This window comes from Pandoraea iniqua (genome assembly GCF_902459685.1).
GTDB classification, from domain to species: Bacteria; Pseudomonadota; Gammaproteobacteria; order Burkholderiales; family Burkholderiaceae; genus Pandoraea; species Pandoraea iniqua.
The window spans coordinates 210,372-233,051 of sequence record NZ_CABPSF010000007.1 but is presented as its reverse complement, the minus strand read 5'-3'; the positions used below and the strand labels follow the sequence as shown (position 1 = coordinate 233,051).

Annotated in this window: 22 protein-coding genes; 12 read left to right on the top strand and 10 right to left on the bottom strand. The window is 62.8% G+C overall.

Going from position 1 to position 22,680, the window contains the following annotated elements; translation table 11 throughout:
- Window positions 1–404: 404 nt before the first annotated feature.
- Window positions 405–1,070 carry a TetR family transcriptional regulator gene (locus PIN31009_RS22055; protein WP_150684988.1) on the bottom strand — a complete coding sequence of 222 codons (666 nt, stop codon included), beginning with the start codon at window positions 1,068–1,070 and terminating at the stop codon, window positions 405–407.
- Between the two features lie 492 nt (window positions 1,071–1,562).
- Here PIN31009_RS22055 and PIN31009_RS22050 point away from each other — a divergent pair, with 492 nt between their 5' ends.
- The 8 genes from PIN31009_RS22050 (at window position 1,563) to PIN31009_RS22015 (ending at window position 11,128) form a co-directional block, all read left to right on the top strand.
- Window positions 1,563–2,795, top strand: a complete 1,233-nt coding sequence (locus PIN31009_RS22050) for an efflux RND transporter periplasmic adaptor subunit (protein WP_150684987.1) — start codon at window positions 1,563–1,565, stop codon at window positions 2,793–2,795.
- 15 nt (window positions 2,796–2,810) lie between these two features.
- A complete protein-coding gene (locus PIN31009_RS22045; protein WP_087691584.1) occupies window positions 2,811–5,990 on the top strand; it encodes an efflux RND transporter permease subunit in 3,180 nt (1,059 codons plus the stop codon).
- Window positions 5,991–5,993: 3 nt separating this feature from the next.
- Complete coding sequence (adeC, locus tag PIN31009_RS22040; RefSeq protein ID WP_058377661.1) at window positions 5,994–7,484, top strand: AdeC/AdeK/OprM family multidrug efflux complex outer membrane factor; 1,491 nt, start codon at window positions 5,994–5,996, stop codon at window positions 7,482–7,484.
- A 408-nt stretch (window positions 7,485–7,892) separates the two neighbouring features.
- Window positions 7,893–8,153: an acyl-CoA-binding protein gene (locus PIN31009_RS22035; RefSeq protein WP_150791585.1), complete on the top strand. Its 261-nt coding sequence runs from the start codon at window positions 7,893–7,895 to the stop codon at window positions 8,151–8,153.
- A gap of 536 nt (window positions 8,154–8,689) precedes the next feature.
- Window positions 8,690–8,935 (top strand): hypothetical protein, encoded by a 246-nt coding sequence (locus tag PIN31009_RS22030; RefSeq protein WP_150791584.1) that lies wholly within the window; start codon window positions 8,690–8,692, stop codon window positions 8,933–8,935.
- A 107-nt stretch (window positions 8,936–9,042) separates the two neighbouring features.
- On the top strand, window positions 9,043–9,903 hold the full coding sequence (locus tag PIN31009_RS22025) for a PilW family protein (protein ID WP_174997332.1): 861 nt from the start codon (window positions 9,043–9,045) through the stop codon (window positions 9,901–9,903).
- Complete coding sequence (locus PIN31009_RS22020) at window positions 9,882–10,604, top strand: hypothetical protein (protein WP_150791582.1); 723 nt, start codon at window positions 9,882–9,884, stop codon at window positions 10,602–10,604. Before PIN31009_RS22025 ends, PIN31009_RS22020 begins: the two co-directional genes overlap by 22 nt.
- On the top strand, window positions 10,601–11,128 hold the full coding sequence (locus PIN31009_RS22015) for a GspH/FimT family pseudopilin (protein ID WP_150791581.1): 528 nt from the start codon (window positions 10,601–10,603) through the stop codon (window positions 11,126–11,128). Before PIN31009_RS22020 ends, PIN31009_RS22015 begins: the two co-directional genes overlap by 4 nt.
- A gap of 122 nt (window positions 11,129–11,250) precedes the next feature.
- Here PIN31009_RS22015 and PIN31009_RS22010 read toward each other — a convergent pair whose 3' ends face one another.
- The 3 genes from PIN31009_RS22010 to PIN31009_RS22000 all read right to left on the bottom strand — a co-directional run bounded on the left by PIN31009_RS22010 (window position 11,251) and on the right by PIN31009_RS22000 (window position 12,668).
- Entirely contained in the window at window positions 11,251–11,811 is a 561-nt protein-coding gene (locus PIN31009_RS22010) for a DUF3318 domain-containing protein (protein ID WP_174997330.1), read from the bottom strand.
- Between the two features lie 13 nt (window positions 11,812–11,824).
- Window positions 11,825–12,208, bottom strand: coding sequence for a phage holin family protein (locus PIN31009_RS22005; RefSeq protein ID WP_087691579.1), 384 nt, complete (start codon window positions 12,206–12,208; stop codon window positions 11,825–11,827).
- Window positions 12,209–12,392: 184 nt separating this feature from the next.
- A complete protein-coding gene (locus tag PIN31009_RS22000; protein ID WP_087691578.1) occupies window positions 12,393–12,668 on the bottom strand; it encodes an ElaB/YgaM/YqjD family protein in 276 nt (91 codons plus the stop codon).
- A gap of 252 nt (window positions 12,669–12,920) precedes the next feature.
- On the opposite strand from PIN31009_RS22000, the gene PIN31009_RS21995 reads away from it, so the two are divergent.
- Complete coding sequence (locus PIN31009_RS21995; protein ID WP_150684980.1) at window positions 12,921–13,559, top strand: peroxiredoxin; 639 nt, start codon at window positions 12,921–12,923, stop codon at window positions 13,557–13,559.
- 333 nt (window positions 13,560–13,892) lie between these two features.
- On the opposite strand, the gene PIN31009_RS21990 is transcribed toward PIN31009_RS21995, so the two are convergent.
- Window positions 13,893–15,086: an acyl-CoA dehydrogenase gene (locus tag PIN31009_RS21990; protein WP_150684979.1), complete on the bottom strand. Its 1,194-nt coding sequence runs from the start codon at window positions 15,084–15,086 to the stop codon at window positions 13,893–13,895.
- A gap of 203 nt (window positions 15,087–15,289) precedes the next feature.
- On the opposite strand from PIN31009_RS21990, the gene PIN31009_RS21985 reads away from it, so the two are divergent.
- Window positions 15,290–16,138, top strand: coding sequence for an IclR family transcriptional regulator (locus tag PIN31009_RS21985; RefSeq protein WP_246185802.1), 849 nt, complete (start codon window positions 15,290–15,292; stop codon window positions 16,136–16,138).
- A 129-nt stretch (window positions 16,139–16,267) separates the two neighbouring features.
- On the opposite strand, the gene kynA is transcribed toward PIN31009_RS21985, so the two are convergent.
- The 5 genes from kynA to PIN31009_RS21960 all read right to left on the bottom strand — a co-directional run bounded on the left by kynA (window position 16,268) and on the right by PIN31009_RS21960 (window position 20,656).
- Complete coding sequence (gene kynA, locus PIN31009_RS21980; protein WP_150791579.1) at window positions 16,268–17,275, bottom strand: tryptophan 2,3-dioxygenase; 1,008 nt, start codon at window positions 17,273–17,275, stop codon at window positions 16,268–16,270.
- Between the two features lie 15 nt (window positions 17,276–17,290).
- A complete protein-coding gene (gene kynU / locus PIN31009_RS21975; protein ID WP_150791578.1) occupies window positions 17,291–18,544 on the bottom strand; it encodes a kynureninase in 1,254 nt (417 codons plus the stop codon).
- A 216-nt stretch (window positions 18,545–18,760) separates the two neighbouring features.
- On the bottom strand, window positions 18,761–19,420 hold the full coding sequence (kynB, locus tag PIN31009_RS21970) for an arylformamidase (RefSeq protein ID WP_150791577.1): 660 nt from the start codon (window positions 19,418–19,420) through the stop codon (window positions 18,761–18,763).
- Between the two features lie 263 nt (window positions 19,421–19,683).
- The gene (locus tag PIN31009_RS21965; RefSeq protein ID WP_150791634.1) at window positions 19,684–20,121 is read right to left on the bottom strand and encodes a MarR family winged helix-turn-helix transcriptional regulator; all 438 of its coding nucleotides are present in this window, start codon (window positions 20,119–20,121) and stop codon (window positions 19,684–19,686) included.
- 16 nt (window positions 20,122–20,137) lie between these two features.
- A complete protein-coding gene (locus PIN31009_RS21960) occupies window positions 20,138–20,656 on the bottom strand; it encodes a flavin reductase family protein (protein ID WP_150684975.1) in 519 nt (172 codons plus the stop codon).
- Between the two features lie 160 nt (window positions 20,657–20,816).
- Between PIN31009_RS21960 and PIN31009_RS21955 the strand changes: the two genes are divergently transcribed.
- On the top strand, window positions 20,817–21,863 hold the full coding sequence (locus PIN31009_RS21955; protein WP_150684974.1) for a 2,5-dihydroxypyridine 5,6-dioxygenase NicX family protein: 1,047 nt from the start codon (window positions 20,817–20,819) through the stop codon (window positions 21,861–21,863).
- Window positions 21,860–22,675 carry an alpha/beta fold hydrolase gene (locus PIN31009_RS21950; protein WP_150791576.1) on the top strand — a complete coding sequence of 272 codons (816 nt, stop codon included), beginning with the start codon at window positions 21,860–21,862 and terminating at the stop codon, window positions 22,673–22,675. Before PIN31009_RS21955 ends, PIN31009_RS21950 begins: the two co-directional genes overlap by 4 nt.
- Window positions 22,676–22,680: the final 5 nt, after the last annotated feature.

Sequence of the window (22,680 nt, the reverse complement as noted above, 5' to 3'; positions counted from 1 at the left end):
TTGCGAAGTCGTGCGAAATCCGTGCGATCGCGTTGCAATGGCAGTTGCGAAATTGCAACGGTGGCGTCACCGGGGCGCTGCGAAATTGCCGCGCAATCGCTGCAAGACAGCAGTGAGTTCGCAGCGCAATCGGCGCCGTGATGGTGCGTCGCGTTGTGTAGGATTATATATAACGGTGCGACGCTGTACAGGTATACGAAGTATCACGGCGTCCGAATGGATTTCGACGCGGCAACACCGCATGCGGATCCCGAATATTCGGGACGGCAGATGAAATGCTGCGTCGGCGCGCAGCCCGTACCCACCAAAAAAAAGCAGGCACCGCGAAGGGTGCCTGCTAATTAATATATGTACTAAATCGGGAATCGAACGATTCGGTAGATTCGGCAGATTCGGCAGATTCGTTATGCCATCGCCGGGGTTTTCGCCGGTGCGCCGGGGCGCAGCATGGCGGGGCTGGTGCGCAGCATGTCGAAGAACCCGTCGACGATGGCGTCGCATTCCAGACCGAGATCGTAGTCGGGCAGGAACAGCCAGTCCGACATCATGCCGACCACCAGCGCGTGCAGCATGATCGCGGCGCGCCGGGTGTCGAGCCGCGCGGGCAGTTGACCGCGCTCAATGGCCCGTTCCATATCGCGCATGATGCGCTGCTTGCCGTCGGCGCAGGCTTCGCGCTGACGATCGAGCACCGAGAGCATCTCGTTGGTGTATTCACACTTGTGGAACAGAATGTCGAGCACGCGGCGGCGGCGCTCGTTGCGCGCCGTTTCCTTGAGCACCAGCTTGCAGATATCGTGCATGCGCACCATCGGGTCGCCGTGCTCGGGTTCGGCACATTCTTCGTCGATCATGCGCTCCATCGGCAGACGGATACGGTCCGTCATGGCGTTGAACAGGTCGATCTTGTTCTTGAAGTGCCAGTAAATCGCGCCGCGGGTGAGGCCGGCGGCTTCGGCGATGTCGGCCAGCGATGTGCGCGACACGCCCTTCTGTGCGAACACCGTCTCTGCGGTGTCGAGCAACAGGTTGCGCGTCTCTATCGCTTCCTCTTTGGTTCTGCGGGCCATCGTCGTGTCACGGGAACAGCGGAAATTGTGGAAGGTGCTGTAAACCGCGCCGCTTTATGGTGCGACGCAATGCGATTTACATACATTCATGAATGTATCTATAATAGCAGCCGCTTGCTCTATTGCACAGGGACCATTTAAGCTCCTTCGACTACGGGAAACACCTGAAGGGGCCCGAGGGGGCGAACCGACAGAGGCGCGCCGCTCGCGGTTGCCGTCTGTCACCTGGTGTCCCGGAGCCTGTTCGACGATCCACACGAGTGCCAGCACTGGCGGTGTATGCCGCGCTGGGGCGCGCGACCGGTAGCGATCCGGGCTCAAACCCGATCATCTGCGCTGCCGGTTCACCGCCGTCCGGTGACCCGTTGCCTGACACTCGCTTGCCCGCCTATGTGCGATGGGATTGCGGACCGGCCTTCGCCGTCGCAATCGTCGCAACGTACTGGTTACTTGTCATTTTGTTTGACCGCATTCCATTTATCGGGGGCGTATATGCACGTCAAGAGAAGTTCACTGGGGATGGTCACTGCCGTGGCACTCGCGGTTTTGACCCTGGCCGCGTGCGGCAAGAAGCCGCAGCAGCCGCAGGGCATGGTGCCGGAAGTCGGCGTCGTGACGCTGCAACCTCAGAACGTAACACTGACGACCGACCTGCCCGGACGCACCTCGCCCTACCGCGTCGCCGACGTGCGTGCGCGCGTCGACGGCATCGTGCTCAAGCGCGACTTCACTGAAGGCGGCGAGGTCAAGGCAGGACAGCGTCTGTACAAGATCGATCCGGCCACCTATCAGGCCGCCTTCGAGAACGCCAAGGCGACGCTCGCCAAGGCGGTGGCAAATCAGGCATCCACCAAGCTGCTGGCCGACCGTTACAAGTCGCTGGTAGCCGTTGAAGCCGTGTCGAAGCAGGATTACGACAACGCTGTGGCCGCCGCTCTGCAAGCCGATGCCGACGTTGCTGCCGGCAAGGCTGCCGTCGATACGGCGCGCATCAACCTTGGCTACACCGACGTGCCGGCCCCGATTACGGGCCGCACGGGGCTGTCGCAAGTGACCGAAGGCGCGTATGTGCAGTCGGGCGCGGCCACGCTGATGACCACGGTGCAGCAGATCGATCCGATGTACGTGGACGTAACGCAATCGGCCGCCGATGGCCTGCGTCTGCGTCGCGCACTGGCCGATGGCAAGCTGCAAAGCGCGGGTCCGAACGCTGCCAAGGTGGAACTGACGCTGGAAGACGGCACCAAGTATCCGCTGGACGGCAAGCTGCAATTCTCGGACATCACCGTCGACCAGACGACCGGCTCGGTGACCGTGCGCGCGATCTTCCCGAACCCCAACCGCGAGTTGCTGCCGGGCATGTTCGTGCACGCCAAGCTGGCCGAGGGTGTGAAGGAAGGCGGGTTGCTGGTGCCGCAACAGGGCGTCACGCGTGACCAGAAGGGCCAGCCGACCGCGCTCGTCGTGAACAAGGAAGGCAAGGCCGAACTGCGCCAACTGGTGACCGATCGTGCGATCGGCGACAAGTGGCTGGTGACGTCGGGTCTGTCTGCGGGCGAACAGGTGATCGTTTCGGGTCTGCAAAAGGCGCGTCCGGGCGCTCCGGTGAAGGCCGTGCCGGCGCAACTGCCGGGCGCTGCTCCGGCACCGGCGGGTGCCAGCGCACCGGCCGCTGCCGACCCTGCCACGCAGGCGAGTGCTGCTTCGGCCGCCAAAGCTCAATAACGCGGAGCCTTATTCATGGCAAAGTTTTTTATCGATCGCCCGATTTTTGCGTGGGTGATCGCGATTGTCATCATGCTGGCCGGTGCGCTTTCGATTCTGAAGCTGCCGGTCTCGCAATATCCGCCCATCGCACCGCCTTCGGTGCAGATCACCGCGACCTACCCGGGCGCTTCGGCGCAGACCGTGCAGGATACGGTTACGCAGGTGATCGAGCAGCAGATGAACGGGATCGACAACCTCGAGTACATGTCGTCGACGTCCGACGGCTCGGGTACGGCACAGATCACGCTGACCTTCTCGCAGGGCACGAACCCCGACATCGCACAGGTGCAGGTGCAGAACAAACTGCAACTTGCCACGCCGCTGCTGCCGCAGCAGGTGCAACAGCAAGGTATCAAGGTGGCCAAGGCGACCAAGAACTTCTTGCTGGTGATCGGTGCGTATTCCGACGACGGTCAGATGACCGACATCGACTTGGCGAACTACATCGCAGCCAACGTGCAGGATCCGATCAGCCGTGTGAACGGCGTGGGTCAGGTGCAGTTGTTCGGCTCGCAGTACGCCATGCGTGTCTGGGTCGATCCGCAGAAGCTCAACGGCTACAACCTGACGGTCATCGACGTTTCGAACGCGATTCAGTCGCAGAACGTGCAGATTTCGGCGGGTGAGCTGGGCGGTGCACCGGCAGTCAAGGGGCAGCAGCTTAACGCCACCGTGACGGCCCAAAGCCGTCTGCAAACGCCGGAGCAGTTCCGCAAGATTCTGCTCAAGGTGAACAAGGACGGTTCGCAGGTTCGTCTGGGCGACGTTGCCCGTATCGAACTCGGCGGTGAGTCGTATCAGGTGGTGGCACGCTACAACGGCAAGCCCGCTGCCGGTCTGGCCATTACGCTGGCCACCGGTGCCAACGCGCTGCAAACCGCAACTGCCGTCAAGCAGGCCGTCACCGAGCTGGAGCCGTACTTCCCGCCCAGCATGAAGGTCGACTACCCGTACGACACCACGCCGTTCGTGAAGATCTCGATCGAGGAAGTGATCAAGACCCTCATCGAAGGTATCGTGCTCGTGTTCCTCGTGATGTATCTGTTCCTGCAAAACCTGCGGGCGACGATCATCCCGACGATTGCCGTGCCGGTCGTGTTGCTGGGTACGTTCGGCATCATGGGCGCAGCAGGCTTCTCGATCAACACGCTATCGATGTTCGGGTTGGTGCTCGCCATTGGTCTGCTCGTTGACGATGCCATCGTGGTGGTGGAAAACGTCGAGCGGGTGATGGCCGAAGAGGGGCTGAGTCCGAAGGAAGCGACCAAGAAGGCCATGGACCAGATCATCGGTGCACTGGTCGGTGTGGCGCTGGTGCTCTCGGCCGTGTTCGTGCCGATGGCGTTCTTCGGCGGCTCGACGGGCGCTATTTATCGCCAGTTCTCGCTGACGATCGTGGCGGCCATGGCGTTGTCGGTGTTGGTGGCTATCGTGCTCACGCCGGCCATGTGCGCGACGATTCTCAAGCCGATCAAGAAGGGCGAAGTGCACGAGAAGCGCGGCTTCTTCGGCTGGTTCAACCGCACGTTCGACAAGGGCTCGAAGAAGTATCAGAGCCAGGTCGAGCGCATTCTCAAGCGCAGCGCACCGCTCATGATCGTCTACGTGGTGATCGTGGCGGCGGTGGGTTTCCTGTTCGTGCGCATGCCGACGGCCTTCTTGCCGGATGAAGATCAGGGCTACTTCTTCAACTTGGTGCAGTTGCCGCCGGGCGCGACGCAAGAGCGCACGCTCGAAGTGATGAAGCAGGTCGAGAAGCACTACCTCGAGAAGGAAAAGGACGCCGTGCGTTCGATCTTCACGGTGACCGGCTTCGGCTTCAACGGCCGGGGTCAGAACGTGGGTCTGGCCTTCACGATGCTGCGTCCGTGGGAAGACCGTCAGTCGTCCGACCTCAAGGTGCAGGCAGTGATTGCGCGTTCCTATCAGGCTTTCGCGAGCGTGAAGGACGCCATGATCTTCGCGATCAACCCGCCGTCGGTGCCTGAACTGGGTAACGCGGGCGGTATCGACTTCGAACTGCAAGATCGCGCGGGTCTCGGCCACGATGCGTTGATGGCCGCACGTAACCAGATGCTGGGTGCCGCGGCGAAGAACCCGAACCTCGCGAACATGCGTCCGAACGGTCTCGACGACACGCCGCAGTACAAGGTGGACGTCGACGAGGAAAAGGCGTCTGCGCTGGGCCTGTCGATTGCCGACGTGTACAGCACGCTCTCGGCGTCGTGGGGTTCGTCGTACGTCAACGACTTTATCGACCGTGGCCGTGTGAAGAAGGTGTACGTGATGGCAGAGGCAAAGGACCGCATGCTGCCGCAGGACATCAACAAACTCTTCGTACGTAACGCCAGCGGGACGATGGTGCCGTTCTCGGCCTTCGCGACCGGCAAGTGGACATACGGCTCGCCACGTCTGGAGCGCTACAACGGTGTGCCGGCAGTGGAAATTCAGGGCATGCCTGCGCCGGGCAAGTCGAGCGGTGACGCCATGAAGGCGGTCGAGGAGATTGCCAAGGATCTCCCGCCGGGTATCGGTCTGGAATGGACGGGGCTGTCGTTTGAAGAGCGCATTTCCGGCTCGCAGGCACCGGCGCTGTACGCCATCTCGATCCTGATCGTGTTCTTGTGTCTGGCCGCGTTGTATGAGAGCTGGTCGATTCCGTTCTCGGTGATTCTGGTGGTGCCGCTGGGTGTGTTGGGTGCCCTGTTGGCTGCGTCGCTGCGCGGGTTGTCGAACGACGTGTACTTCCAGGTGGGTCTGTTGACGACCGTGGGTCTGTCGGCGAAGAACGCGATTCTGATCGTGGAATTCGCCAAGGATCTGCAAATGCAGGGCCGCACACTGATGGAAGCGACGATGGAAGCCGTCCGATTGCGTCTGCGACCGATTCTGATGACGTCGATGGCGTTCATTCTCGGGGTGCTGCCGCTCGCGATTTCCAACGGTGCCGGCTCGGCTTCGCAGCACGCTATCGGTACCGGCGTGATCGGCGGTATGCTGGCGGCAACGTTCCTCGCGATCTACTACGTGCCTGTCTTCTTCGTGCTGGTGCGCAAGCGCTTCGCTCATGAAAACCTGGACACCGTGGAACATCCGGAAGCCCGTCATGAAGCACCGGACGCGCCCGAAGGCCCCGCCAAGGAAGGAAACTGACCTATGAAGCACAAAGCATTGCCGATTGCCTTGGCGGCAGCGTTCCTGGCAGGCTGTACCCTCGCGCCGCACTATGAGCGGCCCGAGGCACCGGTCTCCACGACGTTCCCCACTGGCCCGGCTTACAAGACGCCCGGTGCGGCCAACCAGAACGGCGCGACTGATCGCAATGCGGTCATCGCGGCCGAGCTGGGCTGGCGCGACTTCTTTACCGATCCGCGTTTGCAGAAGCTGATCGAGATCGCACTGGAGAACAACCGCGATCTGCGAGTCTCGATGTTGAACGTGGATGCTGCGCGTGCGCAGTATCAGATTCAGCGTGCGGCGTTGCTGCCGAACGTTGGCGTGGCGGGGCAGGGTTCGGTGCAGCGTTCGCCGGCCGACCTGTCGTCGTCGGGGCGCGCGGGCATCAGCCGCAGCTATCAGGTCGGTGTGGGCTTCACGTCGTATGAGCTCGATCTGTTCGGTCGTATTCAGAGCCTGAAGGATCAGGCGTTGGAGACGTACCTTTCGACCGAAGACAACGCGAAGGCTGCACAGATCACGCTGGTGTCGGAAGTCGCTTCGGCGTATCTGACGTTGCTGGCCGATCAGGAACTGCTCAAGCTCACGTCCGATACGCTCAAGAGCCAGCAATCGTCGTATGACCTGACCAAGCGCAGTTTCGACGTGGGTACGGCCTCCGGGCTGGATCTGCGTCAGGCGCAGACGCCGGTCGATACGGCGCGTGCGAACTTTGCGCAGTACACGCGTCAGGTTGCACAGGACGAGAACGCGCTGACGCTGCTCATCGGCCAGCCGTTGCCGGCCGATCTGCCGTCAGGGCGTCCGCTCGACGGGCAAGGGCTGTTGGCCGATCTGCCGGCGGGTCTGCCGTCCGATCTGCTGCTGCGCCGCCCGGACATCACGGCTGCCGAGCACACGCTCAAGGGTGCCAACGCCAACATTGGCGCGGCACGTGCGGCGTTCTTCCCGTCGATCTCGCTGACCGCGAGCGCGGGCACGGCGAGCGCGTCGTTGAGCAACTTGTTCAAGGGCGGTCAGGGTGCGTGGGCGTTTGCGCCGACCATCACGCTGCCGATCTTCGCGGGCGGGCAGAACATCGCCAACCTCGAATTGGCCAAGGTGCAAAAGCGCATCGACATCGCGCAGTACGAGAAGTCGATTCAGACGGCGTTCCGCGAAGTCTCGGACGGGCTGGCAGCACGCGGCACGCTCGACGATCAGGTGTCGGCGCAAGAGTCGCTCGTGAAGGCGAGCGACGAGAGCTACAAGCTTTCGGATCTGCGCTACCGCAACGGCGTGGACAGCTACCTGAACGCGCTGGTTTCGCAGCGCTCGCTGTACACGGCGCAGCAGTCGCTGATCGCAACGCGTCTGGCCCGCTGGACCAACCTCGTGACGCTGTACAAGGCGCTCGGCGGCGGTTGGGAAGAGCGTACCGTCCCGGCGAACGCGAACGCCGCCTCGGCTCCGGCAGCATCGGCGTCGTGATCGTGTCGTAATGGCACAGCGAGACGTCTTGCCGATGTAAATTTTCGGCGCGCGATTGTCTCGCCAGCCTGCAAGACTTGTAGTGTGAGACGCCCGGCAAACTGCCGGGCGTTTTTCATTGGGGCGATTGTGTGGCGCTGGCGAAGTGCGGTGCGCGGGGTAGCGTGCGTGTCGTCACGAGGGATGCGTCTGCGCGGCATCGTGATACAGCGTGCAGGAAATGCTCACAGTTCCCGAGAGGTTTAGACGCAGGGTTCTACGCTGACCTCTACCTCGCGCAAGGCTTCGTCGTTATCCTTGCCCCAGTTGTATTCGCAACACACAGAGCGTCTACGCGAATGTCGGCAAGTGATGGCAATCGACGCTCTGTGCACTTATAAGCTGACCGTTTTTCCAGGGAGAGACACCATGAGCGATCTTCAAGCCCGTTTCGACGAGGCAGTGGCACAGTCCAAGACGCTGCCTGAACGCCCCGACAATCTCACGCTGCTGCGCATTTACGCGCTATACAAGCAAGGCACGGAAGGCGACGTGTCGGGCTCACGTCCGGGCGCGATGGATTTCGTCGGCCGCGCCAAGTACGACGCGTGGGAAATGCTCAAGGGCAAGTCGAAAGACGACGTGCAACAGGCGTACGTCGAGCTGATCGAAACGCTCAAGCAGGGCTGATGGCGAAACGTTGAGCTCACGAGGCGGCGGTTGTTGCTGCCGTTCTCGAGAGGTTCGATGGTTTTTGCTTGAGAAGAAACGGCGACTTTGGTCGCCGTTTTTTTATGTCCGTTTTGTTCGAAAAGCGGCGACGGTGCCGCGATGTGGCACCTGCGATGCATTGTGTTTGAGGAGTGCGGGCGCGTATCGAGCGGTGGTTTTTGCGGTGGCGTCTGATTGGCGTAATGCGTGTGCGGCGCGACGATGACTTCGTTATTCACCCAACGAGGTAGCGAAGCATGCAACAGGATCGCAGACATCAAAAGCGCCGGGCAGACCGGAAGACGCAACGAGATGCGGCCCGTGGGAATGGCCGCAGGGTTGTCGTCATGACGCCGCGAGACGTGTCGAAAAACGCGCTGCAACGATTGGCATATGCGGCGCGGGCAAATCACATCGTGCCTGCGGAGCCGCCGGTAAATCGGCCGGCGGCCGGGCGGACGGCGCTGGCAGCACTACCCGCACCACCAGCAATTCCAGCGCTATCGGCGCTACCTGTGCCGTGTAAGCCCGCGGCTGCCGAGCCGCGAGATGTGTCGTCGCCCGGCAGGCTGGCGGGCCTGCGGCGTACCCGCGCCTACCGTGCGCGAATGCGCGGCGCCGCGTTGCTCGAAGTGATGTTCATGTCGGCGGTGCTGCTTGCCGGTGCCGGGGGATTCGCCAACTGGCAGGCGGTCGACGGCATGCCACAGCAAGCTTCGGCGATTGCCGACGGTGCGCAGCAACGCGGGGAGCTGTCATGAGACGCCTTGTCATTGGCGGGCGGCGTAGCTCATCCGGCGCGCGGCATGCGAGGGGCTTTACGCTGCTCGAACTCACGCTCGCGATGCCACTGGGACTGTTAGTGGTGATGGCCGCCATCGCCATCTATCTCGCGGGCCTCAGGCTCTGGCGCGTGCAGGTGGCACGGCTGGACGTACAGCAACGGGCCGTCTTTGCGCTGACGCAACTCACGCGTGCCGTTCAGATGGCGGGCTATCGCAACTGGGACCCGATGGAAGGCGGTGCGATGCCGCCCCCCACAGGCAAGCGTGATTGGGTTTCGCTTCGCGCCGCGGACGAATGCGCGAACAGCGTTGAGACATGTCCACGCCGGGGCTGGCAGGGGAGCGCACTCATGGAAGTGCAGTACCACGGGGCCGGTGTGAAACCCGGTAACGGTGCGATTCAGAACTGCGGCGGGAAACGCGCGCCAACGACCTTCTACTCAACTGATCGACACATCAATATCTTCTATGTCGCCAAAGGCGAGGATGGCTTGCCGTCGCTGTTCTGCCGATACAACGACCCCGAAAAAATGCCGTCGAAGCTGAAGCCGGGACAGGTGTTGGTGGCGGGCGTCGAGGCGATGTATGTGCGATTGGGGGTGCGCGGTGGCGGCAGTCGCGTTATCGGCGGAGAGCGGATGTTCTGGATTGAACCGGTGAAAAGCGCACGCGGAAAGCGACCGCTGGTGCCCATCGGCATAAGCGATTGGGAGGACGTGGAGGCGGTGGCATTCTCACTCGTGCTGCGTGGCGCGCCGCGTGCGGGCGTCAGAAAGGGCACTGCGCGCGTGGTCGAGGTCTTCGACGCGAAGTCCGGCGGGGGGACGTACAAGCGGCTTGCCGATGCGGGGCAGTTCCATCTGCATGTGTTCACCGCCATTGCGCATCGTCGGAATGACGGCGGCTTCGGCAAGGAGGCGGCGTGGTTGGCGTCTTCCTCATGATGTGGCTGGCGGCGCTGATGACGTTGGCCGCGTCCGGCTCGCATCATCGCCAGTTGTCGGGGCGTTTTGCGGCGTACACCAATGACCGTGCGCGTGCGTTTGCGGCGGCAGAGGCGGCGCTTTCCGAGGCCCGGCATTGGCTGACCCATGACGCAGGTGCGGTGGACATTGCCTTGGCACGGGACGACGCGGCGGGGCCGTACGGCATTCTCGCGCCCGAGAACCGTATCGATTGGCCACTGAATCTTGCGCGCCGCTGGCAGACGATGTGCTGGGACAGTCGCGACAAGACGACTGAATCGTCACGCGGCCGGTACTTTGTCGAGCGGATCGCTTATGCCCCGGAAGCCCTCGCCATTGCGATTGGCGGCGCTACCCGGGCGGCCGGGTCAAACGCAACGACTGCATCGGAAAAGCGGGGTGCCTTGCCGCGCCGGTATCGGGTCAGTGCCGTGGGGTATGCCGATCTGCCGGGCACGAATGTGTACTTGCAGGCGATCTATGAGGTCAGGCGTCTGGCGGCCCCGGACCTTACTGGTGGCAGGGACGCGGCGGTATTCACATCGCGTCGGTTGAACTGGCGTGAGGTGACGGTCTGGCAGCGTTCTACGCCCGATGCGCGCGATGACCGGACTGGGCGGACTGGCCGTGGGTCCCGTGGTGGGCGGGGCGCCCGTGGTGGCTGGGGGCGGGAGCGATGACCGCAATCGGCGATCGCCAGACGCGGTCGCGCGGCATCTCGTTGCTGGAGTGCGTTGTGGTGACGGCCGTGTTGGCGATTGCCATGATGGCAGCTGCGCCATCGATACAAGCGGTTCGCAACCGGGTGGCGGTCGAGATTACGGCGCGCGCGCTGCTCGCTGCGATCAATACGGCGAAAGCGGAAGCGTTGGGACGGCACCGCCGGGTGACCATCGCCCCTCACGACGGCAAGCACTGGAACAGCGGTTGGGTGACGTTCATTGACGACAACCTCAACGATCGCCACGACGCGGGAGAGCGGTACCTCGCCCGCTATGCACCGTTGCCGGCCGGTGTGGACGTCACGACGAACTGGTCGCTCTACACGCAGCCAGTCGTGGCATTCGAAGAAAACGGGTTCATGCGTGTCGAGAAGGGGGGATGGCTATCGGGAAACATCCAGATCAGCGGCCACGAGCGCTGCATCGGCATCACCTTCAACGCGTACGGGCGGCCGCGTGTCGCGATGACGTGCAACATGTGAGTTCGACCATGGCGTGAAAACACGTCGGCCGGCGCACGAGGCGCCGGCCGACAGGTTCAAAGCATGGGAACGGGGGGAGCAGGGGGAGTCGAGGGACTCGAGCGAATGAATAAGCGGGGGTGCTAGATGAGCGGCGGTGCGCCGCCATCGTTCGAGCCGGGCTTAGTGGTACGCGTGCCGGTAGCGCCCGGCGAAGCGGCCGCGCCTGCGGTGCCGGTGCCGTCAGTGCTGCCAGCGGTAGCCGTCGCGCCATCGGCAGCGTCGCCCGATTTCGATTGCTGCCACATCTTGAAGCCCTGATAAGCCAGCACACCGAGGCCGCCCCACTTGAGGCCACGGCGTACGACGCGCCCGACCGGCGTATGCGACAAACCGGTCAGTGCGATGGACGCGACGGAGCTGACGAGCGGGTAGCGTTCAAGCAGGCCGCCGAGCTTCAGGCCGGAGCCGGCGAGCCCGCCCAGACTGCCGAGGCCGCTGAGCTTTGAAAGGCCGCCGGGCAGCAGGTAACGCATCCAACGGAAATTGCGCAGACGTTCGCGCGTGTTGTGCGTTACCTGAATCAACTCGGCGCGTTCGACGGCGATACGGGTGAGTACCAGTTCCTTGCGAATCGCCAGCAGGTCGTGACGCGAGCGCCGCGAGGGGCGTTGGCGTCGGGTGCGATTGGGTTCTAGCGGCACGGGGCGGTCTCCTTCAGTCCGGACGCAGGGCGTCGCGGTCCTTTTCGAACTCGGCCAGCGTAGCCTCGAACGGCATCGGGGCATCGCGCAGGATATTGCGTGCGCGCAGTGCGCACCACAAGGCGAGCAGCAGATACACGATGAAAATGCCGGTCATCGCCTGGAGACGGTACGTGTCCCAGAACACCACGATGACCAGAGCGGTCAGCGAGACGAGCGAGAGAACGCCAAAGAGCATCGCGGCAAGGCCAAGGAAGGCCACACCCATCAGGCGCTCTTTTTCCTCGGTGAGTTCGATGCCGATCAGTTCGATGCGCGACTGGACGATCTCGAGCAACGCGCCGGCGATGCGCCGCAGCGAGGGCCGCGGCGGGGTCGTGCGATCATTGTCGGTCATGGGCTGGGCTCGGCGGGCCGCCCGAACCTTTGCGCTATGGCGCTGGGTCAGGCGAGCTCCGCTTCAGACTGAGTGGGCGAATAGCGAATAGCGAATAGCGAATCGCGAGTAGCGGGTAGCTAGTCAGCGGTGCTGTGAACCGTTCGCGCCGGCAACCGCCGACGCGACACTGACTGACAACAGCTTACTTGCGGTTGAGCAACAGGCCGATCACCACGCCGATACCGGCGGCGATGCCCACGGCTTGCCACGGATGATCGTGCACGTAGTCGTCGGTCACGCGGGCAGCCTGCTTGCTCTTTTCCACCACGACGACCTGCACGTCGGAGGCTTTTTCCTTCGCTTGCTTGAGCAGCGCCAGTGCCTTGTCGCTCAGCTCGGATGCCCGTTCGCCGGTCGTGTTCGCGGCTTGCTTGAGCAGGTCTTCGGCGTCAGCCAATACGGTTTTGATGTCCGTCATGAACTTCTCCTTGTTGGTATGCACTTGCGACAAAGTCGTCACCCGATTGCCTTGGGAGTCAATGCAAAAAGGGCTAAGGTTGGATATGGGGGTTATCGTAACGCTTTCAACGTGTCGTTGCCAGAAAACAACAACCGTTGCGGCGCTATATTTCCAATTCTTATTTGCAACCAATTTTTTATTCGTTCTTGCAAAGCTTAGCATCCTTTAGTCTTTACCCCACTCAGTTGAAGGATCTCAAGGAGACCGTAAATGACTTTGCGTTTGGGTGACATCGCTCCCGACTTCGAGCAGGACTCGTCGGTTGGCACTATCAAGTTTCACGAATTCCTCGGCAATGGCTGGGGCGTTCTGTTCTCCCACCCGGCCGACTACACGCCGGTGTGCACGACCGAATTGGGTCTGACCGCCAAACTGAAAGGCGAGTTCGAAAAGCGTAACGTCAAGGCCATCGCGCTGTCGGTGGACGACGCCGAGTCGCACAAGGGCTGGATCAGCGACATCAACGAAACGCAGAACACGTCGGTCAACTTCCCGATTCTGGCTGACGCCGACCGTAAGGTTTCGCAGCTGTATGACATGATCCACCCGAACGCCAGCGAAACCGTGACGGTGCGCTCGCTGTTCGTGATCGATCCGAAGAAGAAGGTGCGTCTGATCATCACCTACCCGGCAAGCACGGGCCGCAACTTCGACGAAATCCTGCGCGTCATCGACTCGCTGCAACTGACCGACAACTACTCGGTCGCCACCCCGGGCAACTGGAAAGATGGCGAAGACGTGGTGATCGTGCCGTCGCTCAAGGACGAAGCCGTGCTCAAGGAAAAATTCCCGAAGGGCTACAAGGCCGTGCGTCCGTACCTGCGTCTGACGCCGCAGCCGAACAAGTAATCGGCCGTGCGTACCCGGTGGCGATGCCACCGGCGGACACAAAAAAAGCCAGCTCGAGAGAGCTGGCTTTTTGTTTTGCATGGATCCTCCACCGGCTTCTTGTCCGGCCATGCAGTCCGCGTCATACCTTGTTTGCCACTAGCCTTTCAGTCGGCATGACTGCTTGTCGGGTACGCGCCGTTGCTCGGGGGATTGACGGCCCGCAACACGCGGCCTGAGAACGACGCGTACCCGACAAGTCGGGCAAAGCGCGAACCGTACCGCTAGTACCGCTGATGCATACGGTTCGCGCTTTTGATCCTGCGAGAGGATCGGCAAACGATCAGAAGGCGATCAGAAGAACGCCTGAATACCCGTTTGAGCGCGACCCAAAATCAGCGCGTGGATATCGTGCGTGCCTTCGTACGTGTTGACCACTTCGAGGTTCACGAGGTGACGCGCGATGCCGAATTCGTCGGAGATGCCGTTGCCACCGAGCATGTCACGGGCGAGACGCGCCACATCGAGGGCCTTGCCGCACGAGTTGCGCTTCATGATCGAGGTGATCTCGACCGCAGCCGTGCCGTCGTCCTTCATGCGACCCAGACGCAGGCAGCCTTGCAGGCCCAGCGTGATTTCGGTCTGCATGTCGGCAAGCTTCTTCTGAATCAGTTGGTTGGCGGCAAGCGGGCGGCCAAACTGCTGACGATCGAGCACGTATTGACGTGCCGTGTGCCAGCAGTACTCGGCGGCACCCAGCGCGCCCCAAGCAATGCCGTAACGTGCCGAGTTCAGGCACGTGAAGGGACCCTTCAGGCCCGAGGCGCCCGGCATCAGGTTTTCTTCCGGCACAAACACCTGATCCAGCACGATTTCGCCGGTGATCGACGCGCGCAAGCCCACCTTGCCGTGGATGGCGGGGGCCGACAGACCCTTCCAGCCCTTTTCCAGAATGAAGCCGCGAATCTTTTCTTCGCCATTCTCGTCGGCGAGCTTCGCCCACACGACAAAGACATCGGCGATCGGCGAGTTGGTGATCCACATCTTGCTGCCGCTCAGCTCGAAGCCGCCCGCAACCTTCTTCGCGCGGGTGATCATGCCGGCCGGGTCCGAGCCGTGGTTCGGTTCGGTCAGGCCGAAACAGCCGATCCACTCGCCGCTGGCCAGCTTCGGCAGGTACTTCTGCTTCTGCGCTTCGCTGCCGAATTCATAGATCGGCACCATCACGAGCGACGACTGCACCGACATCATCGAACGGTAACCCGAGTCGACACGCTCCACTTCACGCGCGATCAGACCGTACGCCACGTAGCTCAGGCCGGGGCCGCCATACTCCTCGGGAATCGTCGGGCCGAGCAGGCCGATTTCACCCATTTCGCGGAAGATCGCGGCGTCGGTGCGTTCGTGACGGAATGCCTCGAGCACGCGCGGCATGAGCTTGTCGTTCGAGTACGCCGCAGCGGCGTCACGAATCATGCGCTCGTCGCTGGTGAGCTGCGCGTCGAGCAACAGCGGATCTTCCCAATGAAATTGTGCGTTGCCTGCCATGACCTATCTCCTCCGATGTCCTCGAAAAACAGTCTCGCGACCTGTGTCGATTCAGCGAGTTTGCGGAAATCGACGTCTTGACGAAAGTTCCGCAATGCGGAACAATGTTCTGAAATCGAAGTTAGTTTAACACTAAAGTTTTTTGTCGGGCAACGGCTGGTGCGTGCACCGGCCGTCCTTTATTTCTTGACGCGGAGTGTGCGATGGCTGTGGTCAAAACGTCTTTGTCTGCCTTTGCCGGGGCGCCGGCGCACGGTGTGCCGCCGTCGCATGATGAGCGCAAGTTCGTGACGGCGCTCGCACGGGGTCTGGAGTTACTGCGGGCATTTGGTCCCGATGACGCATTGCTGGGCAATCGCGACTTTGCGGCGCGCACCGGTTTGCCGAAGGCGACCGTGAGCCGGCTGGCGTACACGCTCACTGAACTGGGCTATCTGCGGTACGACGTCGATCTCGGCAAATACGCGCTCGACGCGGGCGTGCTGGCACTCGGCTACGCGTTTCTGAACGGCACGGACATGTTGACGCTTGCGCGCCCGCACATGCGCGCGCTGGCGAAGGAAATGGGGTGTTCGATTTCACTCGGCTGTCGCGAGGGGCTCGACATGATGTATCTCGAAACCATCCGCAGCGACGCCGCACACCTCACGCTGGGGCTGACGGCCGGCTCGCGCTTGTCGATGCTGACGAGCTCGATGGGGCGCGTCTATCTGGCGGTCATGACGCCGACCGAGCGCGAGACCATGCTGGCCGATCTGCACGACGCGTACGACGCCAATCCGGCAGCGTTGCGCAACATCGGCTGGGGCGCGCTCGAGGCGAGCGTAGAGAAGGGGCTGGAATCGTACAAGCGCGAAGGCTGCTGCTACTCGTTTCGCGAATGGCACGAGGGGGTGAATGCGGTGGCGGTCCCGCTGCGTGACGTGCGGCAAAACCGATGGCTGGCCATCAGTTGCAGCGGTCCGTCGTCATCGATTCCCGACGCCGTGTTCCGCGACGAAATCGGTCCGCGATTGAAACAACTGGCGGCGCGCCTGACCGGGCAGGCGTAATCACCCAATCGCCACATTGCCAAATCGCCACGGCCCGGATGTCCGACAGAACGATCCGGGCCGTCGATAGAACAATGCCGGCGGCAACGCCACCGGCATCAACAACATCACAGCCGCATTACAACAACCTCACAGCAACGTACGCACGTGCCAAAGCTCGGGGAACAGCACCACATCGAGCATCTTGCGCAGATAAGGTGCACCGTTCGTGCCGCCCGTCCCTTGCTTGAAGCCGATGATGCGCTCGACGGTCGTCACGTGACGGAAGCGCCACTGACGGAACGCATCTTCGAGATCGACCAGTTCCTCGGCCATCTCGTACAGCTCCCAGTGCTGCGACGGGTTGCGATACACCTCAAGCCAAGCGGCCTCCACGCTCTCGTCGTGCGGCGTCGGCAATGTCCAGTCGCGATCGAGCCGCGCCGGCGAAATCGCAAAGCCGCGACGCGCCAGCAAACGCACCACTTCGTCGTAGAACGACGGCGCGTTCAGTGCCGCTTCCACTTGCCGGAACAAGTCGGGCCGATGCTCATGAGGCTTGAGCATCGCTGCGTTCTTGTTGCCCAGCATGAACTCGAGAATGCGGTACTGGTACGACTGGAAGCCCGATGAGCTACCCAGCGACGGACGCATCGACGAATACTCCGAAGGCGTCATCGTCGCGAGCACGCTCCACGCTTGCACCAATTGCTCAAGAATGCGCGACACACGGGCGAGCATCTTGAACGCGGGCGGCAGCGCGTCGTTGTGCACCGCCGTGCGGGCAGCCTCCAACTCGTAGAGGGCCAGCTTCATCCACAACTCGCTCGTCTGATGCTGAATGATAAACAGCATCTCGTTGTGATCGGTCGAGCGCGGATGTTGCGCGTTGAGAATGGGATCGAGCGACAGATAGTCGCCGTAGCTCATGCTCTTCGAGAAATCGAGCTGAGCGTCGTGCCATTGCGAGTCGCCAGCCGAGGCAGTCGACGAAGCAGACGACGAAGCAGCCGAGGCCGCAGCAGCACTGCCCGCCGCCGGAGCGTCGGCCGATGCGCCGTGTCCGAACGGGCAACCGCCCTGCGGTGCGTCAGGCGCTTGTGACGCCTTGCCCGGGAGGTCATGCACGTTGCTGGCGGGGGTAGAGGTCTTTGTCATGCGTACTGCTCCTGCTTAGGTCACCGTGCCACGGCGATGGAATTCGGGCTTGTCCCACGAACCGGTGGTGAGTACGTCGCGCAGAATCTCGACCGAGTCCCACACGTCGGCGAAGCTCGTGTACAGCGGCGTCATCCCGAAGCGCATGATGCGCGGCTCGCGGTAGTCACCGATCACGCCACGGGCGATCAGGGCCTGAATCACCGCAAAACCTTCCGGATGCTCGAAGCTCACCTGCGAGCCACGGTCGGCATGATTGCGCGGCGTCACCAGCGTGAGCGGGAACTCGGCGCAGCGCTCTTCCACCAGCTTGATGAACAGGTCGGTGAGGGCCAGCGACTTGCGGCGCAGGGCGTCCATCGACGTTTGCGCAAAGATGTCCAGACCGCATTGCACGAGTGCGAGCGAGACGATCGGCTGCGTGCCGCACAGATAGCGGCCAATGCCGTCGTCCGGCGTGTATTCCGGTGTCATGGCAAACGGCGTGCGGTGACCCCACCAGCCCGACAGCGGTTGCCAGAACGTGTCCTGATGACGCTTGTTCACCCACACGAATGCGGGCGAGCCCGGGCCGCCGTTCAGGTACTTGTACGTGCAACCCACGGCGTAGTCGGCGTTCGCGCCGTTCAGGTCGACAGGCACCGCGCCGGCCGAATGGCACAGGTCCCACACGGCGAGTGCGCCGGCGGCGTGAATCTCGGCCGTGCGAGCCGCCATGTCGTACATCGCGCCCGTGCGGTAGTTCACGTGCGTGAGCAGCACCACGGCCACGTCGTCACCCAGTGCGCCCACCAGCTCTGCCGGCGAGTCGATCAGGCGCAGCGAGTAACCGTCGTCGAGCAGGCGCGTGAGGCCTTGCACGATGTACAGATCGGTCGGGAAGTTGCTGCGCTCGGAGACGACCACCTTGCGTTGCGGTGCGCGCGTGCGTTGTGCATCGAGCGCCGCAGCCATCACCTTGAAGAGGTTGCTCGACGTCGTGTCGGTCACCACGACTTCGCCCTTGCCGGCGCCGACGATCGGGGCCATCGCGTCGCCGAGCGTGCGCGGCAGCGCGAACCAGTTGGCATCGTTCCAGCTGCGAATCAGGCCGTTGCCCCATTCGCCGGTAATCACTTCTTGCGCGCGCTTGGCCGAGGCGATCGGACGCGCTCCCAGCGAGTTGCCATCGAGATAGATCACGCCCTGCGGCAGGTCGAATTGTGCGCGCAGCGGGGCAAGCGGATCGGCCGCGTCGAGGGCCAAACAGTCATTGCGGGAAGACGTCATGGTGTCAGGTATTGAATAAAGACAATGCGTTAAAAATCGAAAAGGTTTGTGAAGTGCAAGGTCATCGCCGCCACCTTCGGCGGGTTCGCCGTGGGATAGCGATGCCCTTCGTACGGCCCGCGTCAGTTCGTCCGATCGTTCAATCGTCAAATCGTCCAATCGTCCAATCGTCCAATCGATAACGCCGCGCGTGGCTCTGTGTATGTGTTTGTCAGTTCAGGTGAGCGAGCGCAACACGGCACGCACGGGGCTCGCATCAAGCCGCATAAATTTGAGCGGCAGCGCAATCAATTCGTAATCGGCAGGCGCGATTGCATCGAGTACCAGCCCTTCGAGAATCGCCATGCGATGCGCGCGAATCCGATGGTGCGCATCCATCGTTTTGCTTTCCTGCGGATCGAGCGACGGCGTATCGATGCCCACGAGCTTCACGCCGTGCGAGGCGAGCAAGTCGATCGTTTCGGCAGCGACGGCACAAAACGCGCTGTCCCAGCGAGACACCGGCGCTTGTTGGTAAGTCCGCAGCAACACGCGCGGCGGCACGTCGGCCAGATGCGCCGCCACCATCTCGGGCGTGACCACCGGCGATGCACCGAGGCAATGAATTACGCGGCACGGCCCCAAATAGGTGTCCAGCGCCACTTCGCCGATACACGCACCGTCCTCGTCGTAATGACGCGGCGCATCGGCATGCGCGCCCGTGTGCGGCGACAGGGTGATGCGTCCGACGTTGACGGGGCACCCGGGGCCGATCTGCCAGACCGCTTCTTCCGAAAACGGCGTGTCGCCCGGCCAGACCGGTGTGTCGGCCGAGAGCGGGGGGCTGATATCCCACACGCGACGTGTGTCGGTGCGGTGGTTGTGGGGTGCGGTCATGGCCTTGCTCAAATACAAGATTCGATACAGGGCATCTTAGAAGAATTCGCGTTGCAAGTGCTTGCGTATTCGCTGGCCGCCGCGGCCGCGTTTGCCGCCGAACAACCGTTTTCGTGGATTATTCGACAGAAAATTCGACAATATGGCGAAGTGATCGAATTTATAACGAATGGCGCCCGATCGTTTGGGGCGGCGCTGTGTCAGATCCGGAATGGACCCAAGCAGAAGAATGTTGTGTCTTGAGAACGGTGCAGACGGACGCGTCAGCGCGCCATTTCGTCGATGAGCCGACGCAGCGTGTCCTTGAGTTGCGACGACTGCTCGGCGCCGAAGCGTGCAAGCACACCGGCTTCATGTTGGCGCGCACTGATCAGCAGCGGCGCAACGCGCTCGCGACCCGCATCGGTGAGCGACACGAGCGACTGGCGCCGGTCGGTCGGGCTTTCGCCGCGCACCACGTCGCCGGTGGCCTCCAGCCGGTCGATGACCTTGGTCACCGTCGGCTGCTTGGCGAGCACGATGTCTGCCAACTGATTGATGGTGCGCGCCTGCCCGTCGGAGAGCGTGGCCAACACGCGCCACTCGGATACCCCCAGACCGGCTGCCGCGACTTCGCGATGAAACTCATCAGAGACGAGCGCACTCGCGCGGGCGAGCAGATACGCCAGATAGTCGTCGACAAACGGCACGCCCGCTCCCATCCCCATGACCCCGCGCTTACCCGAGCGACTGCGGCTTGTGGAAGCCGCCGGCGTGGAAGACGAGCGGCATGCGATTGGCCACGTCGGCGTGCACGCCGCAACGTTCCACTTCGCCCACGAAGATGACGTGATCGCCTTCGTCGTACCGGCTGCGGTTATGACACTCGAACCACGCGAGCGCACCGTCGAGCACAGGCGTGCCCGAGGCCGAGAGCGTGTACGGCACACCCGCGAAGCGATCGCCCTTCATCGTGGCAAAACGCTGGCAGATGTCGAGTTGATCGGCTGCCAGCACATTCACCGCGTAGTGCGAGTTCTCGCGAAACACCGGCATGCTGCCCGCGCGCGTGGCGAGGCTCCACAGGATGAGCGGCGGCGTCAGCGACACCGAATTGAAGGAGCTTGCCGTAATACCGATGAGCGAGCCGTCGTCGGCGCGCGTGGTAATGACCGTGACGCCCGTGGCAAATTGCCCGAGTGCATGGCGAAAGGCGGCGTTGTCGAAATCTGGCGCCGTGGCGCGTTTGGCGTTCACTGTCCCTGCACTCCCGTCGGGCAAATTTGATCGGGTTGATTTGTATGAATATTCATATACTATGGCACGAACAACAGATCGACAAGACGCGTGACGGCCGACGATGTGCCACGGGGCATGGGCCCCTGGCAGGCGGGAGGTCAGACGCTCAGGAGACGATATGCTGATCGAGCGAATCGAGCATAAGTGGATCGACGTATTTGCCGAGACCTTGCGGCGCTGCGACATTCAACCCGGTGATGTGGTGGCGATTGTAGCTGAAACGCAATCCCGGCCTGTCAATGTGGAATTAGCCGAACTCGCCGCGCAGGCGCTCGGCGCGAGGCCTTTCCGACTGGTCGTACCGAGCCCGCGCGTCAGTGCACCGGTGCCCGTGCGCTCCACCGGCGCCAGCGACGCGTTGGGGCAGCTTGCCCCTGTCGTGGCGGCCCTCAAGGGGGCGGCGCTGGTCGTCGATTGCACCGTGGAAGGGCTGCTGCACGCCCCCGAACTGCCCGAGATTCTGGGCGGCGGCGCGCGCGTGCTGATGGTCTCGAACGAACACCCCGAAATTCTGGAACGCTGCGCCACCGACCCGGCCCTCGAGCCGAAAGTGCGCGCCGCGATCAAGCGTTTGCGCAGTGCAGCAGAAATGCACGTCACCTCGAAAGCCGGTACTGATTTGCGCATCAGTTTGCGCGACGCGCGCGTCGGCGGCGTCTGGGGCTGGTGTGCCAAACCGGGGCAAGTGGCGCACTGGCCGGGCGGCCTCGCACTGGCGTTCCCCGCCGCACACAGCGTCAATGGCCAACTGGTTCTGGCGCCCGGCGACATCAATCTCACGTTCAAACAATACTTGCGCGACCGCATCGCGCTCACGGTCGAGGACGATTACGTCGTCGAGATCGAGGGCGAAGGCGTCGATGTCGATCTCATGCGCGAGTACTTCGCCGCGTGGGGCGACCGTGACGCCTACGCGGTGTCGCACGTCGGTTTCGGCCTGAACCAACGCGCCCGCTGGGACGCGCTCGCCTGTTACGACAAACGCGACTGCAACGGCACCGAGCAACGCGCTTTCGCCGGTAACTTCCTCTATTCGACCGGGGCGAACGAAGTGGCCGGGCGTCATACGCTGGGTCACTTCGACCTGCCGCTGCGCCGCTGCACGATTGCGCTCGACGGCAACGTCGTCGTACGCGACGGGCTGCTGCAAGGCGAGTTCGCATGACGGCCGCCGTCACGCCGACGCCTGCGTTCCAATCGGCGGGCGATGGTCCCCTGACGCTGGTGCTGTTGCACGGCATTGGCGGTAATCGCAACGTCTGGCCGGCGCAATTCGACGCCTTTACGCGCGACGGACATCGCGTCGTTGCTTGGGACATGCCCGGCTACGGCGAGAGTCCCATGCCCGCAACCGCCACGATGGCCGCGCTGGCCGACAGCCTGCGCACCTTGCTCGATGCTTTGACGAAGACAGGCGCCTCGCGCTTCGTGCTCGTCGGGCACAGCATGGGCGGCATGGTGGCGCAGGAACTGATGGCACGCGGCGAACCGTTCACGCGCGATGTGGCGGCGCTGGTGCTCTGCGGCACATCGCCCGCGTTCGGCAAACCGGATGGCGATTTTCAGCGCGAGTTCGTGCGTCAGCGCACTGCGCCGCTGGAAGCCGGCAAGACACTCCGCCAGATGGCCGAAGCCATTGTGCCCGGCATGCTGGGCGAGCCTGACGAAGCGATGCGTGCCAAAGCACACGCCATTGCTGTGGACGCCATGGGCGCACTCACGCCCGAGGCGTATCGCGCGGCGTTGCAGGCGCTCGTCGGTTTCGAGCAACGTGCGGCGCTCGCGCGACTCACCGTGCCGGTACTGCTCATTGCCGGCGAACACGACACGAATGCCCCGCCGAAGGTGATGGCGCGCATGGCGGAATCGATCGCCAATGCACGCTACGTTTGCCTGCCCGGCGCGGGCCATCTGATGAATCTGACGCATGCGGCGCCGTTCGATGCCGAAGTGCGCGCTTTCCTCGCAACACTCTAGGAGAC

What these genes read in the sequence shown, in the direction of transcription:
- PIN31009_RS21955 (WP_150684974.1), top strand. Translation starts at nt 20,817, where the DNA reads ATGCTGATCGAGCGAATCGAGCATAAGTGGATCGACGTATTTGCCGAG.
- PIN31009_RS22050 (WP_150684987.1), top strand. Translation starts at nt 1,563, where the DNA reads ATGCACGTCAAGAGAAGTTCACTGGGGATGGTCACTGCCGTGGCACTC.
- PIN31009_RS21990 (WP_150684979.1), bottom strand. Translation starts at nt 15,086, where the DNA reads ATGGCAGGCAACGCACAATTTCATTGGGAAGATCCGCTGTTGCTCGAC.
- PIN31009_RS22055 (WP_150684988.1), bottom strand. Translation starts at nt 1,070, where the DNA reads ATGGCCCGCAGAACCAAAGAGGAAGCGATAGAGACGCGCAACCTGTTG.
- PIN31009_RS21965 (WP_150791634.1), bottom strand. Translation starts at nt 20,121, where the DNA reads ATGGGAGCGGGCGTGCCGTTTGTCGACGACTATCTGGCGTATCTGCTC.
- kynU (WP_150791578.1), bottom strand. Translation starts at nt 18,544, where the DNA reads ATGACGTCTTCCCGCAATGACTGTTTGGCCCTCGACGCGGCCGATCCG.
- PIN31009_RS21985 (WP_246185802.1), top strand. Translation starts at nt 15,290, where the DNA reads ATGGCTGTGGTCAAAACGTCTTTGTCTGCCTTTGCCGGGGCGCCGGCG.
- kynB (WP_150791577.1), bottom strand. Translation starts at nt 19,420, where the DNA reads ATGACCGCACCCCACAACCACCGCACCGACACACGTCGCGTGTGGGAT.
- PIN31009_RS22005 (WP_087691579.1), bottom strand. Translation starts at nt 12,208, where the DNA reads ATGACCGACAATGATCGCACGACCCCGCCGCGGCCCTCGCTGCGGCGC.
- kynA (WP_150791579.1), bottom strand. Translation starts at nt 17,275, where the DNA reads ATGACAAAGACCTCTACCCCCGCCAGCAACGTGCATGACCTCCCGGGC.
- PIN31009_RS22015 (WP_150791581.1), top strand. Translation starts at nt 10,601, where the DNA reads ATGACCGCAATCGGCGATCGCCAGACGCGGTCGCGCGGCATCTCGTTG.
- PIN31009_RS22035 (WP_150791585.1), top strand. Translation starts at nt 7,893, where the DNA reads ATGAGCGATCTTCAAGCCCGTTTCGACGAGGCAGTGGCACAGTCCAAG.
- PIN31009_RS22025 (WP_174997332.1), top strand. Translation starts at nt 9,043, where the DNA reads ATGGCCGCCATCGCCATCTATCTCGCGGGCCTCAGGCTCTGGCGCGTG.
- PIN31009_RS21950 (WP_150791576.1), top strand. Translation starts at nt 21,860, where the DNA reads ATGACGGCCGCCGTCACGCCGACGCCTGCGTTCCAATCGGCGGGCGAT.
- PIN31009_RS21995 (WP_150684980.1), top strand. Translation starts at nt 12,921, where the DNA reads ATGACTTTGCGTTTGGGTGACATCGCTCCCGACTTCGAGCAGGACTCG.
- PIN31009_RS22045 (WP_087691584.1), top strand. Translation starts at nt 2,811, where the DNA reads ATGGCAAAGTTTTTTATCGATCGCCCGATTTTTGCGTGGGTGATCGCG.
- PIN31009_RS22000 (WP_087691578.1), bottom strand. Translation starts at nt 12,668, where the DNA reads ATGACGGACATCAAAACCGTATTGGCTGACGCCGAAGACCTGCTCAAG.
- adeC (WP_058377661.1), top strand. Translation starts at nt 5,994, where the DNA reads ATGAAGCACAAAGCATTGCCGATTGCCTTGGCGGCAGCGTTCCTGGCA.